Here is an 18136-nt window from a genome sequence, read left to right as displayed (position 1 = left end):
ATAAAAGACAATATACATCTTAATTGTAAGATATACAATTAAATATTCTTTACAAAAATATTATCTAGTAATACATAACAATTTTGAATGAAATCTCATAAATTTCAAATTTTCTCTGATCATTCAGCTAAATTACTATTTATGCAGCGAATAGCAGTGTCGTTTAGTATTATTATAATAATAGTTTGTATTCTATTTATTCATTTATATAATATACAAATAGCACAATTTCATATATATACAATGCGTTCTAATGAAAATCGAATCAAAATAATACCTATTTCTCCAAAAAGAGGTATTATTTATGATCGTAATGGAATAGCATTAGCGATGAACCGTACTGTGTATTATTTAGAAATAACTCTAGAACATATTTTAGATTTAAATAAAACTCTTCACGAATTACAATCTTTATTACAATTGAATACTGAAGATATTAATAAATTTAAAAAAGAATATAAACGTTATCCTAAATTCATACCAATCCCCATTAAAATTAAATTGACAGAAGAACAACGAGCTCGATTTGCTGTAAATCAATTTCGATTTAATGGAGTAACAATAAAACGGTATCAACTTCGTTATTATCCATATGGCTCTATATTTACTCATGTTATAGGATATGTTGGAAAAATTAATAAATCAGATATACAACAATTACATAAAAACGGTACATATTCAAAATATATAGCAACTCAAAATATTGGCAAATTAGGTATTGAACGTTACTATGAAAATATTTTACATGGTACCCCAGGCTATGGAGCAGTAGAAGTAAATAATCGTGGAAAAATTGTTCGAAAACTATATGAAAAACAACCAATACCAGGAAAAGATATTTTGTTAACTTTAGATATGCATTTACAACAATATATTACTAAATTATTAGTAGGTAGCCGATCTTCTGTAATAGTAATTGATCCTAGAAATGGTGGAATTCAAGCTTTAGTTTCTCATCCTAGCTATGATCCAAATTTATTTGTTAATGGTATTTCTAAATCAGAATATTATCTTTTACTAAAAAATCATGATTGTCCTTTACTAAATCGTGCTACTCAAGGTGTATATCCTCCAGCATCTACTGTAAAACCATACATCTCAGTGTCTGCATTAATTTTAGGAGTAATAAACAAAAATTTTTCTTTTTTCGATCCAGGTTGGTGGAAAATACCTGGTTCTGAAAAACGATTTAGAGACTGGAAACGATGGGGACATGGCGAGCTAAATATTACCAAAGCATTAGAAGAATCTTCTGATACATTTTTTTATCAAATTGCTTATAAAATGGGAATAGATAATTTATCAGAATGGATGACTAAATTTGGATATGGAAAATATACAGGAATCGATTTGTTTGAAGAATTAACAGGAGTTATGCCTAATAGAGATTGGAAAATAAAAAGATTTAAAATACCTTGGTACCAAGGAGATACAATATCTGTAGGGATTGGTCAAGGATATTGGACTGCTACTCCAATTCAAATGTCTAAAGCTTTAATAACTTTAATCAATGATGGCAATGTTCGCATACCTCATTTATTGAATCGTATATTATTAAATAGAAACTATTCTATTTCATACAATCAAATTGAACATAATCAAGTAGGAGATCCTACATCTAGTGTATGGAAAATCGCTAAAGATGGAATGTTTGGAGCAGCCAATCGTCCTAATGGAACTGTAAGAAATAGTTTTTTTAATGCTTCATATAAAGCCGCAGCAAAATCTGGTACAGCGCAATTATTTAGATTAAAAAATCATCAAAATTATGATCCGAATAAAATTTCTAAATATCTTAAAGATCATAAATTAATGACAGCTTTTGCTCCTTATGATAAGCCTACTGTAGCTATAGTTATCATTTTAGAAAATGGAGGGGTAGATATGTCTATTGGAACAATTACTAGAAAAATATTTGATTATATTTTATTATAAGAATTTTAATATTTTATATATTTTACTTTATATTAATAAATAATCATTTTCATAATGAATCAAAATATTTATAGAAAAAATATTTTTTTCAAAACATTTCATATAGATTTAATACTATTTTTATTAATTTTTTGTATTTTATTATGTAGTATTTTTATAACATGGAGTGCAAGCGGACAAAATGCAGAAATAATTCATCAAAAAATAATTCAAATTATAATTGGATTTGTAATAATGTTTTCATTAGCACAAATACCTCCTAAAATGTATGAAATGTATGCACCACATATATATAATATATGTCTTATTCTACTTATTTTAGTGAATATTACAGGACATGTTAGTAAAGGAGCTCAACGTTGGTTAGATCTAGGGTTAATGAAATTTCAGCCTTCAGAAATATCTAAATTTTCTGTTTTACTAGTAACAACATACTATTTGAATAAAGGACAATATCCTCCATCTATTAAAATAATTTCTATAGTATTATTACTAACTATTATTCCTACTATTTTTATATTATTACAACCAGATTTAGGCACGGCTATTTTAACAGCTAGTTCTGGACTATTTGTTTTATTTTTATCTGGAATTAGTTGGAAATTAATAATAATTATATTACTAATAATTTTATCATGTATTCCTATACTATGGTTTTGTTTTATGCATCCATATCAAAAAATTAGAATATCCATGTTATGGAACCCAGAAACTGATCCTTTAGGATCAGGATATCACATTATTCAATCAAAAATTGCTATTGGTTCAGGAGGTTTAACTGGAAAAGGATGGCTACACGGCACTCAATCTCAATTAGAATTTTTACCTGAACGTCACACTGATTTTATTTTTTCAGTAATTGGAGAAGAATTTGGATTTGTGGGAATATCTATATTATTTGTATTATATTTAAGTATAATATTAAGAGGGTTTACTATTGCAATTAATGTTCCACATATGTTTGGACGAATAATAATAGGTAGTTTTATGTTGATGTTATTTCTGACTATTTTTATGAATGTAGGAATGGTCACTGGTATATTGCCAATAGTGGGGATACCTTTGCCTTTAATGAGTTTCGGAGGATCTTCTTTATTAGTACTAATGGCAGAATTTGGATGCGTCATGTCTATACATAGCCATAGAAAAATGATTTCAAAAACTTTATAAAAGTTATCAGAAAAATATTTTATTTTAATAAAATTGTTTAATTTTATTAAAAGTATTGAAGACAAATGATGCTATTGTTTTTGCTTCATGTACTACTATTTAATAAATACATTGAATAATATTAATTATTTAAATTAATGCAAAGTTCTATTATTTTTAGAATAACAAACAAGTGTTTTCATTTTTATTGATAATGATTATTTCTAAAATTTTGAATATATAACACAGAAAACACCCCTAAAATTAATAAAATGATTCCTAATAAAATTAGCGGAGATGGCCATAATTGACGATATATAAAGGCATATATTAAACCTGCTATTGTTTCAAATACAATTACAGATCCAATCAAAGTAGTTGGTAATCTTTGGCTTGCTTCATTCCAAAAAAAAGTTCCTAACCAAGAACAACAAAAACCAATTAACATCATTAAAAAAATAAAAAAAAATGGACGAGGACCTAATGGTAATATAAATTCATCTTTTGTATAGTATGAATATAAACATATAATAAAATACGCAAAAAATGACAATGGCAAAGTTACTATTCCTTGAGCATTAGCCCAAGTAACGGGTTTATTATTTGGATGAGTTTTTAACCAATAAGCGTTCCTTAATGCATACCATGACCAACATATCACTGAAATCACTGCTAAAAATACTCCAAATACATATTCTAAAGAATTATTTTTGATAAAACATTCAGATTGTAATTCAGCAATATTAACACACAATAATCCTATTCCAATTAATATAACAGGTATGATAACAGTAGAAAATTTATGTAATTTTTTATTATTTTGTCTTTGATGAGTATTGGTAACAATATATGATGTGATTGTAATCATTATAGGTAATGTCCCAATAATAGCTGTTGAAATAGGTGCTCCTATGCGTTGAATTGCACTAGCTAAACAAGTATAATATATTAAATGCCCCATTATCACTAATTTAGCAGCTTCTATCCAATCTGTTAGTAATAATTTGCATAAATGTTTTCTATCAATCCATGATAATGGTAATGAAATTAAACCAAATGCTATATAACGACCTGAAGCTTGTAATATTCCAGGATATTCTGGTACTAACAGTGGACCTATAAAAATTAATCCCCACAATGATCCTGATATTACAGCACAAACGATTCCTAAAATCATTATAATTATACTAATATACTATAGTGATATAATAAAATATATAATTAATATTATTTAACCAACAATTTAAAAAATTATTTATTATATATACCTTATTTTTTAAAAATCAATATAAACCTAAAAAATTACTTGTTAAGAACAATTTCACTATTATTTATATGTATAAATAATAGTGAAATTGATATAAATGCGCTCTATAGGATTCGAACCTATAACTTACGGCTTAGAAGGCCGTTACTCTATCCTTTTGAGTTAAGAGCGCACGTGTATGTATTATATGTTTCTATGAATTTATTATATAACATTTTAATTCTACTATTTATATATTACATAATATAATTGTTATAAGTATATAAATATATCTTTTAAATTAGGTATATAATATACGCATATTTATGTGTCATATATTACTGTGCTTTATTATACAGGTGTGTTGTCAAAAAATGAATGCTAAATTAATTGATGGGAAATATGTTGCTGAAAAAATTAAACAAAACATCGCTAAACAAGTTTGTCAAAATATAAATATGGGAAATCGAGCACCAGGATTGGCAATGCTTTTAATTGGAAATGATCCAATTTCTAAAATTTACGTAACTCATAAAGAAAAAGCGTGTAAACAAGTTGGATTTATATCTTTTCTTTATGTACTACCTATAACAGCAACTGAAAAAGAAGTATTACAACTCATTAAAACTCTTAATAATGATTATCGTGTAGACGGAATTCTAATTCAACTTCCATTGCCAAAAAAATTAAATGATATTAAAATTTTAGAACACATTACTCCTGATAAAGATGTAGATGGATTTCATCCATATAACATAGGTCGATTATGTCAGCGATCACCTATATTACGACCTTGTACTTCAAAAGGTATTATGACACTATTGCAACGATATAATATAGATATGTTTATTTTAGACGCAGTAATAGTTGGCGCCTCAAATATTGTTGGCAGACCTATGATGATGGAATTGTTATTAGCAGGATGTACTGTATCTATAACACATAAATTTACACGCAATTTAGAATTATACATTAAAAATGCTGATCTATTAATTGTAGCAATTGGTAAAGCTAATTTTATTCCTGGAAATTGGATAAAAAAAGGAGCTATAGTAATTGATGTAGGTATCAATAAATTAGATGATGGAAGTATAGTAGGAGATGTGCACTTTCTTAGTGCTTATGAACGGGCAGCATACATCACTCCTGTACCAGGTGGTGTTGGGCCAATGACAGTAGCTACTTTAATTCAAAATACTTTGCAAGCTTATTATAATCATTTATGAATGATAATTTTATTTATATTTAACTAAAATTATAATAAATTCAATTAATAATTAATTTATATAAATAAAATTTGTTTTTTATTCTTTTTTAAACCAATGATATTTCCATTTAGTTGTTCCGTCAAATTTATCTTCTAATATTATTCCCATAGTATTTAATTCTGTGCGTATTTTATCTGCTAGTTTCCATTTTCTTTTTTTACGAGCATTTTCTCTTATTTGAATTAACTTCTGAATATTTTCTATATCAACAATATTATTATTTCTTGAAGATTGGCATTTTAAATAAATTTCTGGATCTTGATATAATATTCCTAAAATATTTGCACAATATTTTAATTGTGCTGCTAATCTTTGTGCGTGTACATAACAATTTTTATTTTTTAATTTATTTAATTCATGTGCCATTTCAAAAAGTATTGAATAAACTGCAGGAGTATTAAAATCATCATTCATTTTTTCAATAAATTTTGATATAAAATATTTTCCTCCATCATTACTAGACTGAACTATTGGATTAACTCCTTGCAAAGAAATATAAAGACGTTTTAATGATAATTGTGCACTTTGCATGCTATTATCATTATATTGTAATTGATGTCTATAATGTGCTGATAACAAAAAATATCGTACAGTTTCAGGATCATATTTTTTCAAAATTTCACGTATAGTAAAAAAATTATTTAATGACTTTGACATTTTTTCATGACCTAATGATAATAAACCGACATGCATCCATATATTTACATAAGAATTAGGATTAATATTATAAGCACAAGTAGATTGAGCTATTTCATTCTCATGATGTGGAAAAATTAAATCTGATCCTCCTCCATGAATATCTATATGATTCCCAAAAATATCATGACTCATAGTAGAACATTCAATATGCCACCCTGGCCTTCCTTTACCCCACGGAGCTATCCAGTATGGTTCCATAAATTTAGAAGATTTCCATAGTACAAAATCTCCAGAGTCTTTTTTAATTATATTATTATTTATATATTTATTATCAAATTTAATTATTTTTTTTCTATGAGATAAAATTCCATAATTACTAGTAGAATTTATTGAAAACATTACATCACCGTTGAATGTGATATATGCATATTTTTTCTTTATAAGTAAATGAATGAAATCAATAATTTTATTAATATAATTTGTTACTTTCGGCTCATATTTAGGTCGTAATATATTTAAAGCATCTAAATCTGTATACATTTCTTGAATCATACGATTGGTTAATTGTATAGTAGTTTCATGATTTTTAAAGGCTCGATTTATAATTTTATCATCTATATCTGTAATATTACGAGTATATTCAACTTGATATCCACAATAATTTAAATAACGTACTATCATATCAAATATTACAAATGTTCTAGCATGACCTAAATGACATAAGTCATACACAGTAATACCACAAACATATAATTTTATTTTATTAAAATTAATTGGTTTTAAAATTTCTTTTTTTTTTGTTAAAGTATTAAAAATTTTTAACATAATATTCGTCCATTACTTATAATTGATAAGAATAATATATTATAGTGATGATTACCAATCATATAATATCTCAATTAATATTGATAATAGTTAACATATTTTTATATAAATACATAAATAAAAAAATAATATAAACATTAATATAGTTAACAATTTACATTCGTTTAATTTGACCATATAATGTAATATTATTTTAATTTGAAATAAATAGGATGTTTTGTATGTTATCTATCTATACTTTTAGAAAAAGTATGTATATTACTAAGTAATATGTCAATATTATTAATTTCAGATGTTCATTTATGTAATGAAAAACCAAAAATTATTAAAGGGTTTTTAAATTTTTTGTATACTCATGCTGCTAAAGCACAAGCTTTATATATTTTAGGGGATTTGTTTGAAATATGGTTAGGGGATGATCATCAAAGTTTAATGTGTGCAGATATTGCTAAAGGTTTACAATCATTAAAAAAAAAAAAATTCCGTGTTATTTTATTAAAGGTAATCGAGATTTGTTATTAGGGAAAAAATATGCTAATTCTTGTGGCATGACTTTATTGCCAGATAATCAAATATTGAAATTATCATCAGGTAAAAACATAATTATGTTACATGGAGATAGTTTATGTATATATGATAAGTCATATCAACGATTGAAAATGTTTTTACATTGTCATATAGTTCAAAAGTTATTTTTATCTTTGCCTTTATCTTTACGTTTATGCGTTTTTAAAATTGCACGTTTTTATTGCATGAAACATAAGCAACACAAATCTAAAAAAAAATTCAATGTCAGCACTCAAAAAGTAATAGATATTTTAATTCAAAATCAAGCACAAATTATGATTCATGGACATACACATCAACCAACCATTCATAATATTTATTTATCTACAGGAAAAAAAAATGGAATTTTATTAAAACGAGTAGTATTGGGTTGTTGGAATAAATATGGATCAGCGGTAAAAATAGATGATAAAAATGGTAATATAACCTTGATGTGCTTTCCTTTAGATTATTAAAAATCATTTTAAGTGTTAATTACATTTAAGAATATAGTATTTATATGCCAAAATTACTAATATTTTGTTAATTTTTTATAATAAAAAAACATCATTAATTCTTATCTAATTTAAAATTAGATAAGAATTAATGATGTCAATTAACTCTTTATGGACTGCGATAATATCTTGATTACTATCAATAATAAAATAATTTATATTATTTTTTTTTGATTGTTCTTGATAATATCCTGAAAGTGGAGCAGTACACTTATAATACTCTATTAATCGTTGACGTATTATTTCTTTATTATCATCTTTCCGAATAATTAATTTTTCTCCAGTAAAATCATCTAATCCAGGATATTTAGGGGGATTATATTTATAATGATATATTCTACCTGATGGCAAATGAATTTGTCTTCCTGTTATTCGATCAATAATTTCAGAATCTGTCATATGAAATTCTATTACAAAATCAATATAAATATTATTTTGTTTTATTAAAATAGCTTGATTTATTGTTCTGGGAAATCCATCAATTACAAAACCATTTTGACAATCTTTATTTCGTATACGATTAATAATTAATTTACTTATTAATCTATCACTTACTAATTTTCCAGAATCTATTACATTCTTAGTATTAGAAAGCATTGAATCTGATTTAAATACATTATATACAAATGATTGTCTTAATATTTCTCCTGAAGAAATATTAGGTATCTTATATAAACTTGCAATTAAATGAGCTTGAGTTCCCTTACCGGATCCAGGAGGACCTAAAAATATAATACGTATCATGATAATTCATCTAAATATGTTTATTGATATTTTTAATAATGTCATAGAAATTACTAATCTTTATAATTTTAATCATTTTAAAATTTATTCCTATTTATATTAAATAAAACTACATTAACTAATAATTAAATGCGTAAACTTTAATAAAATTTCAAATAATAACAATAAATGTTTTAAAAAATTTGAATATCTTCTTCGTGAAAATTAGCATCAAAAGAAGATTGAATTATTTTCACATATGGATCAATTGAAATTTCTCGTTTTAATTGATTAATTTTATTTATATATAATGAATATAAATACTCTATTGGCGTTTTCCATAAAAAATCATTATCTGTTATTATGGATAACTGAATTGGTATTTTAAGAATATTGTTTAATTCTATCTGTATAGAATTATGTAAATCTTTAGAATATAAATATTGAAAACAAGTTAATAAATGTAATCGAATTTCATTACCATCAAATATTTCTCTCCAAGAGCTTAAAAGTAATTGTTTAGCTTCTAATAAAGATAATTGATATATCTGAAATATCCATGGATCAAAGTTTATCGCTTGTTGAAATATATCTTGTATAATAGCGTTTACAGGATTTTTAAAATTTGAATGCAAACTATAATTTATAGTAATCACACTGTTATTAAATATCTTCAATACCCCTTGTGTTAATAAATTTTTATTATTTTTTTTTTATATTCTCAGAATCATGTGTAAAAACTTTTATATTAATATTAGAAAATCGTTTTAATATGTTTTTCAGTCTTTTTTGAGATTCAACATCCTTATTTAATTCAGATTTAATTTGAATAGATTTATCATAATTTTTATGATAATCAATTAGTTTTGATCGAGCTTTTAATATTTCAGAAGCGGTATTAGAAGAAATCTCTGGTTTAGGAATAACGGTATCATTAGCAATTTCAGTAGTAGAATGATAATCAAATTTATTATTCACACTATTAGAGTTATCATGTATTATGTTTTTTAGATTTATATCAAATATTTTAGAATTGTCGTCATACTGGACCTTTTTCGAGTCTATAATGTTTTTATTTAAATCAAAAGCATCAGCAATTGCTGGTTTATTCAGATTAATTTTATCATTAATTGTTGTTAATGAACTTAAATGAGTTTCTATTTTTTTTATAGAATGTTCATGATGATTTTGATTATCTGAAAATTTATTAATATCATTTTTATCATTTTTTTTTGATTTTATATTGGTTGGAGAAAAAGCTAATGCCCTTAAAATAGTCATTTCTGTTCCTATTCGATAACTAGGTGCATACGGTAATTCTTTTCGACCTAACAGAAAAATTTGATAATACAACTGTACAGTTTCAGGAGATATATGGTTACTTAAATTACGCATTCGACTATTGATATTATTTAATTCATCATTATTTTGTTGTTTCATAGAAAATGAAGCAAATTGATTAATTGCTATTTTTTGAAGAATAGTTAGTACTTCAGAAAAAAAATAATCCCAATTTATTCCTAAATTTGAATATTGATCAATTTTATCCATTAAATTATTTATACTACCATAAATTAAATCTTCAATTAAAGATATGGAACTATCCATATTCAAAATTCCAAGCATATTATTAATAATATCGGTAGTAATATTATTATGATTTCCTAAAATAATTGCTTGCTCTAATAAATTCAAAGCATCTCTCATACTACCTTTTGCTGAATAAGCTAACAATTCTAATGCATGTATGTCGATAGTAATATTTTCCTTATTACAAATATACTGAAGTTGTGTCTTGATTTGAGAAATATTTAAAGGTTTTAAATAAAACTGCAAACATCTAGATAATATAGTTTCTGGTAACTTTTGATATTCAGTAGTAACTAAAATAAATTTTGCATGCTGAGGAGGTTCTTCTAATGTTTTAAGTAATGCATTAAAACTATGTCTAGATAACATATGTGCTTCATCAATTAAATAAATTTTAAATTTACTTTGAGATGGAGTATATTGTACATCATCTAAAAATTCTCTAGTTTCTTCTACTTTAGATCTAGAAGCTGCATCTATCTCAATAAGATCAATAAAACATCCTGATTCAATGTTTAAGCAATTTTTACATTGACCGCATACATCATTAAATTCAGTTTGAATTTTACAATTTAATCCTTTTGCAAACAATCGAGCTATAGTAGTTTTTCCAGATCCTCTTGTTCCAGATAATATATAAGCATGATGAATTCTATTTAAATTGAAGCTACTTATCATTGCTTTAGTAATATGAGATTGACCTATCACTTCTGAAAATTTCTTAGGTCTCCATTTTAACGCAAGTACTTTATAAATCATAAAAATTCTCTATAAAATTACTTAATATATAAAAATTACTGACTAATATAAAAATTAAAGAATAGTATCTTTTTTATTCAGAAAATGCAACTAAACTATAAGAATTAACTCCTATATTTTTTAACAATAATTTACCTCCTAAATATTCCAAATTTATTATAAATGCAGCATTGTGTACTTCTCCTCCTAATCGTCTAATTAATTTTACAGTTGCTTCAATTGTACCACCAGTAGCGAGTAAATCATCTACAATCAAAACTTTATCTCCTGGTACAATAGAATCTTTATGTATTTCTAAACACCCTGTTCCATATTCTAAAATATATTTTTCATTGATAGTATTACGTGGTAGTTTCCCTGCTTTACGTACTGGAATAAAGCCTAATTTTAATATTAAAGCTAAAGGTGCTCCAAATAAAAAACCTCGAGCTTCTACTCCTATTACTTTAGTTAACTGATAATTCTTGTAATGGTGAGCTAAAAGAGTAATGCTTGTAGAATATGCATGAGGATTTTCAAGTAATGTACTAATATCCCTAAATACAATTCCTTTTTTTGGATAATTTGGAATAAATTTGATATTATTTTTAATTAACATTAATTGTTGATTTTTAATACTTATCATACCTTTTATCCAATATTGCAAATAATAAAACACAACAGAATTTGTTATATTAAATTACTTAAAAATTTTTTAGATATGTATTCTTATAAATATATAGTAGATCATTGTATTATTTTTATATTTTAATAGTTTTATTTATATAATAAAGCTTCTCAATTAATTGTTAAAAATATTTATAACATTCTTATAATTAAGAGATCAATTTTAGTAATTTATATAATTATAAAAATAAAATAATTTAATATACTTTAATCTATAAAACACTATGTTACTAACACAAAATATAATTGTATTAAGTTTCATTTTATTAATTCATTAATTAAACATTTATTATAAAAATATTACTTAAAAATAAAAAAATATATTTATTCATTATAGCGTTATTAAAATTTCCAAAATAATAAATAAAATGTTGTAATTATTGACTTATTCTTAACAATTAGGTTTTAAAAAGAATTTTGTAAAGCTAATTTTAATACTTCATCTATCTGTTTGACTGGATAAATATTTAAATTATTTACAACAACAGCAGGCATATCTTCCAAATCTCGCTTATTTTCATAAGGAATTACAACTGTTTTAATCCCACCTCTATGTGCTGCTAATAATTTTTCTTTTAAACCTCCAATTGGCAAAACTTGACCTCTTAAAGTAATTTCTCCAGTCATTGCTACACTCGATTTAACAGAATTCCCGGTTAAGCAAGATACTAAGGCAGTGCACATGGCAATTCCAGCGCTAGGACCGTCTTTAGGAGTAGCACCTTCTGGAACATGAACATGAATATCTTTTTTTTCATAAAAATCTGTATTAATTCCTAATTTATCTGCTCGAGCTCGTACTACAGTCAAAGCCGCTTGAATAGATTCCTGCATTACCTCTCCTAAAGATCCAGTATAAGTTAACTTTCCTTTTCCAGGGACACAAACTGTCTCAATAGTTAAAAGATCCCCTCCAACTTCAGTCCAAGCTAATCCAGTTGCTTGCCCTATTCTGTTTTCTTGATCGGCTAGAACGCAGTCATAACGTTGTATACCTAAAAAATCTTTTAAATTTTTATCGTCAATAGTGACACAAGTAATATGTTTATTCATTAATACATTTTTTACTGTTTTTCGACACAATTTAGCAATTTCTCTCTCTAAATTACGTACTCCAGCTTCTCTAGTATAATAACGAATAATACCAATTAAAGCACTATCTTGAATTATTAATTCTCCCGGTTTTAAAGCATTACGTTCTATTTGTTTAGATAATAAATGTTGACGAGCTATATTAAATTTTTCTTCTTCAGTATATCCAGATAATTTAATGACTTCCATTCGATCTAACAAAGGACTAGGAATATTCATAGAATTAGAAGTAGCTACAAACATAACATCAGATAAATCATAATCTACTTCCAAATAATGATCATTAAAAGCAACATTTTGTTCAGGATCTAATACTTCTAATAAAGCAGATGCAGGATCCCCCCGCATATCAAAAGACATTTTATCAATTTCATCTAACAAAAACAGAGGATTTTTCACTCCAACTTTTGACATTTTTTGTATTAATTTTCCAGGCATAGATCCAATATATGTTCTTCTATGTCCTCTAATTTCTGCTTCATCTCTCATTCCTCCTAAAGCCATACGTATATACTTACGTCCTGTAGCTTTAGCTATAGATTTTCCAAGAGATGTTTTTCCAACACCTGGAGGGCCTACTAAACATAAAATCGGGCCTCTAATTTTATTTATTCTATTTTGCACAGCTAAATACTCTAATATACGATCTTTAACTCGTTTTAATCCATAATGATCTTTATCCAAACTTTCTTGCGCCTTTACAAGATCTTTCTTCATTTTGCTTTTAGCATGCCAAGGAACTGATAATACCCAATCAATATATCCTCGAACTACTGTTGCTTCTGAAGACATAGGAGGCATCATTTTTAATTTCTGAAATTCTGATTCTATTTTACTACGAGTTTCTTTAGGCATTTTAGATGATTCTATTCGTCTTTTTATAGATTCATTTTCATCAATAATGTTATCCATATCTCCTAATTCTTTTTGAATAGCTTTTATTTGTTCATTCAAATAATATTCTCGTTGACTTTTTTCCATTTGTTTTTTTACTCGATTACGAATACGTTTTTCTATTTGTAATAATTCCATTTCAGATTCCATAACCGCTATTAAATACTCTAAACGTTCAGTAATATTTGACATTTCCAATATTGATTGCTTATCATTTAATTTTAGAGGTATATGAGCGGCAACAGTATCTGCTAAACGATCAGCATCATTAATATTGTTTAAAGACGTTAACACTTCAGGAGGAATTTTTTTATTCAGTTTAATATACCCTTCAAATTGATGAATAACAGCTCTTATTAATACTTCTTTTTCTTTTTCATTTAGTTCTGTAACTTCAAAATAATCTGCATTAGCTTTAAAATAATCACCAACATCTACTAATTCAGTGATACGAGCTCTCATCAATCCCTCCATTAATACCTTAACTGTTCCATCCGGCAATTTCAACATCTGCAATATTATAGATACTGTCCCCACTAAAAAAAGATCATTAATACCAGGTTCATCATTAGACGCTTCTTTTTGAGCTACCAACATAACCTTTTTATCTCCATTCATTGCATATTCCAGACACTTAATTGATTTTTCACGACCAACAAACAAAGGAATTACCATATGTGGATAAACTACCACATCACGCAATGGTAACACGGGGATATCTATATGCGCAGATTGCTTAGTATTCATAGAGCAGCTATCCTTCTTAATTTGCTCGAGCAAATTATAAAAATTCAAATACTGTTTAGTTGCATTGTGTTTAATTATCAGATATTTAACATATGGGGACATATTAATTATATTCAACTTTTAGTTGAGACTAAAAACAAAATAAAACACATATCATCATATTATTATAATATGATGATATGTGTTTTATTATTATAATATGATGATATGTGTTTTATTTTGCAGAATTTTTTATTCTCTCTAAATTAATTATTATATAAATGGTAAAAATATTTTTAGATTTTTACTGATTGAATTTCCAAAACATTTGCTATATGTATTTAATCAATAAATTCAAAAGATTTTAAATCCCTATTTAAATTAAATTCCTGCTATTTTCATAGAATGAATTAATACAGATCCGCAATGAATACTACTTCGAGTTTCAATATCATTACTAACAGCATGAATATTTGCAAACATTTCTCGTAAATTACCGGAAATAGTAACCTCATGTACTGGATATTGAATTTCACCTTGATCTACCCAAAAACCAGAAACACCTCTCGAATAATCTCCAGTAACTATATTTACTCCCTGTCCCATAATATTAGTCACAATTAATCCACAGTTCATGTTTTTTATTAGTTCTGTAAAAGTGATATTTTGACAAATAACATACCAATTATATATTCCTCCAGAATTTCCAGTACTTTTTAATCCAAGTTTATGTGCAGAATAAGTGTTCAATAACCAACTATTTAAAATGCCATTTTTCACAATCAATTTATTTAATGTTTGTACCCCTTCATCATCGAACGGTGCAGAACCTAATTCTTGAGTAACATGAGGAATTTCTTTAATAAAAAACCAATCAGGAAAAATCTTTTTTCCTAAATCATTTAATAAAAAAGTTGATTTCTTATAAAGGTTATTACCATTAATAGCATCAGCAAAATGTTTAAATAAACTTATAGCTACTTCTGAAACAAATAAAACTGAAGATTCTGTTGTGTTTATTTTTTTTGAATTCAAACGAGTTAATACCCGTCGAGCACATTCTTCTCCAACCCATTCTGGTGAATGTAATTTTTCAAAAACTCTACTCAATGTGTATACATACTCTTGTTCCATAGCCCCATTGCTTTCAGCAATTACATTACAAGATAAAAAATATTGACTACTACTATAACTACTTAACATACCATGACTATTACCACAAACTACGGTAGTGATATGATTACTAAATTTACCTCCTTCTGTACAAACGATGCGTCGATCATATTTTAAAGCTGTTTTTTCTGCTCTAGACGCAAGCTGAATATTTGATTTAATATCAAAAGTAATTGGATGACATAAATCTAAATCTTTAGGATAAAATGCTAATAATTCTTTATCTGGAATCTTAGAATACAAATCTACAGAAGCATAACGTGCAATATTAACTGCAGAATCAACTAAATTTATTATAGATTGATCATTCAAATCATTTGAAAAGACAGTTCCTTTTTTATGTTTTAAAAATACAGTAATTTTTAATATTTCATTATTATCAAATTCTATGTTCTCAACTTCTCCATAACGAGTACTTACATTAATTCCAGTAGTTTTAACTATAGACACTTCTGATTCTTCAGAGCATTGACTTGTTAATTGCAGAGCTCGATTAGCTATTTTTTTTAAAAAACAATCATTTTGTTCTATATCATTCATCAAATCCATATCGACCTCTCATAACTACAAAAATAAACTACAAAAAACTATCATATACAAAATAAAAAACTTACCAAACTTAAGATAAACGAAATTTTTACTTTTGTCGATAACGATAGCACTGTTATGTTAAATAAAAAATCGAACAATTAAAAAAGGGATCTAAAAACTAAATTGTCCCCCCTATAGTAATCTTATTTAATTTTATAGTAGGCTGACCTACACTAACAGGGATATGTTGTCCATTTTTTATGCATATGCCTATACCCGAATCCATAGATAAATCATTACCTATCATAGAAATATTTTTCATTATTTCAATTCCTGATCCAATTAAAGTAGCACCTTTTATAGGATTACCAATTCGACCTTTTTCTATTAAAAAAGCCTCAGAAGTAGAAAAAACAAATTTCCCTGAAGTGATATCTACCTGTCCTCCTCCAAAATTTGTAGCATACACCCCATAATCAATACTACTAATAATTTCCTCCGGTGTTGATTTACCAGGAAGCATATAAGTATTAGTCATACGTGGCATAGGTAAAGTTGCATAAGATTCTCTTCTCCCATTCCCTGTAGAACATACTTCCATAAATTTAGCATTTAACTTATCTTGCATATATCCTTGCAATACGCCATCTTTAATTAAAACATTATACTGACCAGGTACCCCTTCATCATCAACTACTAACGATCCTCTAGATAATTTAAAAGTAGCATCATCTACTATAGTACACAATTCAGAAGCTACCTTTTTGCCAATTTTCTGAGAAAATACAGAACTTCCTTTTCTATTGAAATCCGCCTCTAGTCCATGTCCCACTGCCTCATGTATCAATATCCCTGGCCATCCTGGACCTAATACTACTGACATAGTCCCAGCAGGAGCTGGGATAGATTGAAGATTCATTAAACCCATTTTAACAGCATTTTTAGTCCAATAATCAATACAAGCCTCTCCTTGAATGATATTTTTTAAAAAATAATCATATCCACTTCTTCCACCTCCTCCACTATAACCTTGTTCTATTCTTCCATTATTCTCTACTTGAACCAATATAGACAATCGAATTAATGGTCGTATATCTGCATTTAAAGTTCCATCAGTAGCAATAATCAAAACCTGCTCATATGTTCCTGACAAATTTGCTTGTACTGCTTTAACATAGGAATGTTCACTTCGAGCAATTCTATCTACCCTCATTAATAAATCAATTTTTTCCTCATTAGACATATTAGATAATGGATTTATATTTAAATAAGTCTTTCTCTTTTCTTTTGTATTAGAAGAAAATGATCCTGTTCGCTGATTATTACAAACTACTAAATTTCTATAATTATGAGAATTTGTAATATCGATAGCATCACGCATACTACATTTTAAAGAATCTAAAGTTAATTTATTAGTATAAGAAAATCCTGTTTTCTCTCCTATTACTACACGTATTCCAACTCCTTGAGTTATATTATAAGATCCAGATTTAATGATTTTATCTTCTAAAATCCAATTTTCACGAAAACATAATTGAAAATATAAATCCGAATAATCTATACTAATACCATCTGTCATTCTTAATAAACACAAAAGATCATCAATCTTTAATTTATTAGGAATTAAAATTTGTTGATTAACAAATTCTATACTACTCATAATACCTCTATTTCATTTGAATAAACAGCATCACAACAATGTTTTATAAAATGTAGTTTTAGCATAATATATACGTTATAATAGTGTATAATGATAAATAATACAACTAATTTTCCGTAAAACCAGTTAATTATATTTACAAACTCTAATAATCTAATTGCTATAATATTAAATATCATAATATTTTATTTAATTTAAA

General features: G+C 26.2%; 14 protein-coding genes and 1 tRNA gene. 5 read left to right on the top strand and 10 right to left on the bottom strand.

All coding sequences use genetic code 11. From position 1 onward, the window contains the following. Positions 1 to 87: 87 nt before the first annotated feature. Both mrdA and rodA read left to right on the top strand, forming a co-directional pair. Positions 88 to 1935: a peptidoglycan DD-transpeptidase MrdA gene (mrdA, locus tag Bfest607_RS01575; RefSeq protein WP_500838557.1), complete on the top strand. Its 1848-nt coding sequence runs from the start codon at positions 88 to 90 to the stop codon at positions 1933 to 1935. A 54-nt stretch (positions 1936 to 1989) separates the two neighbouring features. Continuing rightward, entirely contained in the window at positions 1990 to 3105 is a 1116-nt protein-coding gene (gene rodA, locus Bfest607_RS01570) for a rod shape-determining protein RodA (RefSeq protein ID WP_500838556.1), read from the top strand. Positions 3106 to 3289: 184 nt separating this feature from the next. Here rodA and Bfest607_RS01565 read toward each other — a convergent pair whose 3' ends face one another. Together Bfest607_RS01565 and Bfest607_RS01560 are read right to left on the bottom strand one after the other, a co-directional pair. Continuing rightward, positions 3290 to 4261: a DMT family transporter gene (locus Bfest607_RS01565; RefSeq protein WP_500838555.1), complete on the bottom strand. Its 972-nt coding sequence runs from the start codon at positions 4259 to 4261 to the stop codon at positions 3290 to 3292. 188 nt (positions 4262 to 4449) lie between these two features. Beyond that, positions 4450 to 4523: transfer RNA gene (locus Bfest607_RS01560), tRNA-Arg, on the bottom strand. Between the two features lie 181 nt (positions 4524 to 4704). On the opposite strand from Bfest607_RS01560, the gene folD reads away from it, so the two are divergent. After that, on the top strand, positions 4705 to 5556 hold the full coding sequence (gene folD, locus Bfest607_RS01555; protein ID WP_500838554.1) for a bifunctional methylenetetrahydrofolate dehydrogenase/methenyltetrahydrofolate cyclohydrolase FolD: 852 nt from the start codon (positions 4705 to 4707) through the stop codon (positions 5554 to 5556). A 78-nt stretch (positions 5557 to 5634) separates the two neighbouring features. Here the strand turns inward: folD and cysS are convergent, their stop codons facing one another. Beyond that, positions 5635 to 7062, bottom strand: a complete 1428-nt coding sequence (gene cysS / locus Bfest607_RS01550) for a cysteine--tRNA ligase (protein ID WP_500838553.1) — start codon at positions 7060 to 7062, stop codon at positions 5635 to 5637. 270 nt (positions 7063 to 7332) lie between these two features. Between cysS and Bfest607_RS01545 the strand changes: the two genes are divergently transcribed. Then, positions 7333 to 7584 carry a hypothetical protein gene (locus Bfest607_RS01545; protein ID WP_500838552.1) on the top strand — a complete coding sequence of 84 codons (252 nt, stop codon included), beginning with the start codon at positions 7333 to 7335 and terminating at the stop codon, positions 7582 to 7584. Beyond that, a complete protein-coding gene (locus Bfest607_RS01540; protein ID WP_500838551.1) occupies positions 7575 to 8084 on the top strand; it encodes a UDP-2,3-diacylglucosamine diphosphatase in 510 nt (169 codons plus the stop codon). The genes Bfest607_RS01545 and Bfest607_RS01540 overlap by 10 nt, the downstream gene beginning before the upstream one ends. A 105-nt stretch (positions 8085 to 8189) precedes the next feature. On the opposite strand, the gene Bfest607_RS01535 is transcribed toward Bfest607_RS01540, so the two are convergent. From Bfest607_RS01535 to tldD, 7 genes are all read right to left on the bottom strand, one after another. Next, a complete protein-coding gene (locus Bfest607_RS01535; protein WP_500838550.1) occupies positions 8190 to 8867 on the bottom strand; it encodes an adenylate kinase family protein in 678 nt (225 codons plus the stop codon). Positions 8868 to 9040: 173 nt separating this feature from the next. Next, a complete protein-coding gene (locus tag Bfest607_RS01530; RefSeq protein WP_500838549.1) occupies positions 9041 to 9502 on the bottom strand; it encodes a DNA polymerase III subunit gamma/tau C-terminal domain-containing protein in 462 nt (153 codons plus the stop codon). A gap of 46 nt (positions 9503 to 9548) precedes the next feature. Beyond that, the gene (gene dnaX / locus Bfest607_RS01525; RefSeq protein ID WP_500838548.1) at positions 9549 to 11195 is read right to left on the bottom strand and encodes a DNA polymerase III subunit gamma/tau; all 1647 of its coding nucleotides are present in this window, start codon (positions 11193 to 11195) and stop codon (positions 9549 to 9551) included. A gap of 73 nt (positions 11196 to 11268) precedes the next feature. Continuing rightward, on the bottom strand, positions 11269 to 11820 hold the full coding sequence (apt, locus tag Bfest607_RS01520; protein ID WP_500838547.1) for an adenine phosphoribosyltransferase: 552 nt from the start codon (positions 11818 to 11820) through the stop codon (positions 11269 to 11271). A 446-nt stretch (positions 11821 to 12266) separates the two neighbouring features. Further along, a complete protein-coding gene (gene lon / locus Bfest607_RS01515; protein ID WP_500838546.1) occupies positions 12267 to 14594 on the bottom strand; it encodes an endopeptidase La in 2328 nt (775 codons plus the stop codon). 360 nt (positions 14595 to 14954) lie between these two features. Then, on the bottom strand, positions 14955 to 16295 hold the full coding sequence (gene pmbA, locus Bfest607_RS01510) for a metalloprotease PmbA (RefSeq protein WP_500838545.1): 1341 nt from the start codon (positions 16293 to 16295) through the stop codon (positions 14955 to 14957). Between the two features lie 160 nt (positions 16296 to 16455). Continuing rightward, positions 16456 to 17937 carry a metalloprotease TldD gene (tldD, locus tag Bfest607_RS01505; RefSeq protein ID WP_500838544.1) on the bottom strand — a complete coding sequence of 494 codons (1482 nt, stop codon included), beginning with the start codon at positions 17935 to 17937 and terminating at the stop codon, positions 16456 to 16458. Between the last annotated feature and the right edge of the window lie 199 nt (positions 17938 to 18136).

The sequence above is a fragment of the Candidatus Blochmannia festinatus (nom. nud.) genome (assembly GCF_059936355.1).
The sequence above is the reverse complement of the archived record's forward strand: the minus strand, read 5'-3'. Positions and strand labels throughout refer to the sequence as shown.